2 protein-coding genes are annotated in these 701 nt (G+C 63.8%); both read right to left on the bottom strand.

Annotation, left to right across the window (positions count from 1 at the left end):
• Positions 1-613: Fic/DOC family protein (locus tag FJM08_RS08450; protein ID WP_079037164.1), on the bottom strand; the 613-nt coding region annotated here is incomplete at its 3' end.
• Positions 614-623: 10 nt separating this feature from the next.
• Positions 624-701, bottom strand: a 78-nt coding sequence (locus FJM08_RS08445) for an antitoxin VbhA family protein (protein WP_503465696.1), incomplete at its 5' end; no start/stop codon positions are given.

Below are 701 nucleotides of genomic sequence, written 5' to 3'. Positions count from 1 at the left end.
CGTCGAGGATCCCCTTGAACATCGCGACCAGGCCCGTGAGATCAGAGTTGGCGCGCGCCACGTGACAAGCGCCGTGCAACTCTTCCAGGTCGGTCTTCCCCCAGTCGAGGCCAGAACCGCGTTCGGACAACAGGAGATCGAAGAACTCGCGGGTCGAGCGGCCGTTGCCCTCGCGGAACGGGTGGGCATAGTTCACGTAGTCGTACCGGTATGCGACCTGGCCAGCGAGATCACCTTCGCCGACCGCTCTGAGCCGGTCGAGCTGGTAGATCTCCGCAGCCACATGCTCCATGGGCCGACTGATGCCGCCCGGCGCGCAGAAAGACTCGTCCTCCTTCTCGATGCCGACTGTCCGCAGATCTCCCGCCCAGACGTAAATGTCCTGGAACAGCTGGCGGTGAATCGCCCGCAGGTATGCGAGATCTGTGCGGTCGCCCAGCAGATTGGGATCCTCGCGGAGTTCGATCACCCGGGCCTCAACGAGGTCGTTCTCGGCATCACGCAGTTCGGCATGCGTTCGAGCGCCGACCCGGTTCCTCAAGACGGACATAGCGGGGATGAAGTAGCCCTGCCAATTCCGTTCGTGATCGCCGGTGTCCCATGGATGCGGCACTCCACCCCGGTTACTGGATGTTGTACCGGCGGCGGACGCGCTCACCCAACTCGGCTGCCGTGATCTTGCCGCGGGCGTAGTCGTTCTG

Origin of the sequence: Metamycoplasma equirhinis (assembly GCF_006385185.1) — a bacterium.
In the GTDB taxonomy this organism is placed as follows: Bacteria; Bacillota_I; Bacilli_A; order Mycoplasmatales; family Metamycoplasmataceae; genus Metamycoplasma; species Metamycoplasma equirhinis.
This window is presented reverse-complemented; position numbering and strand designations above follow the sequence as displayed.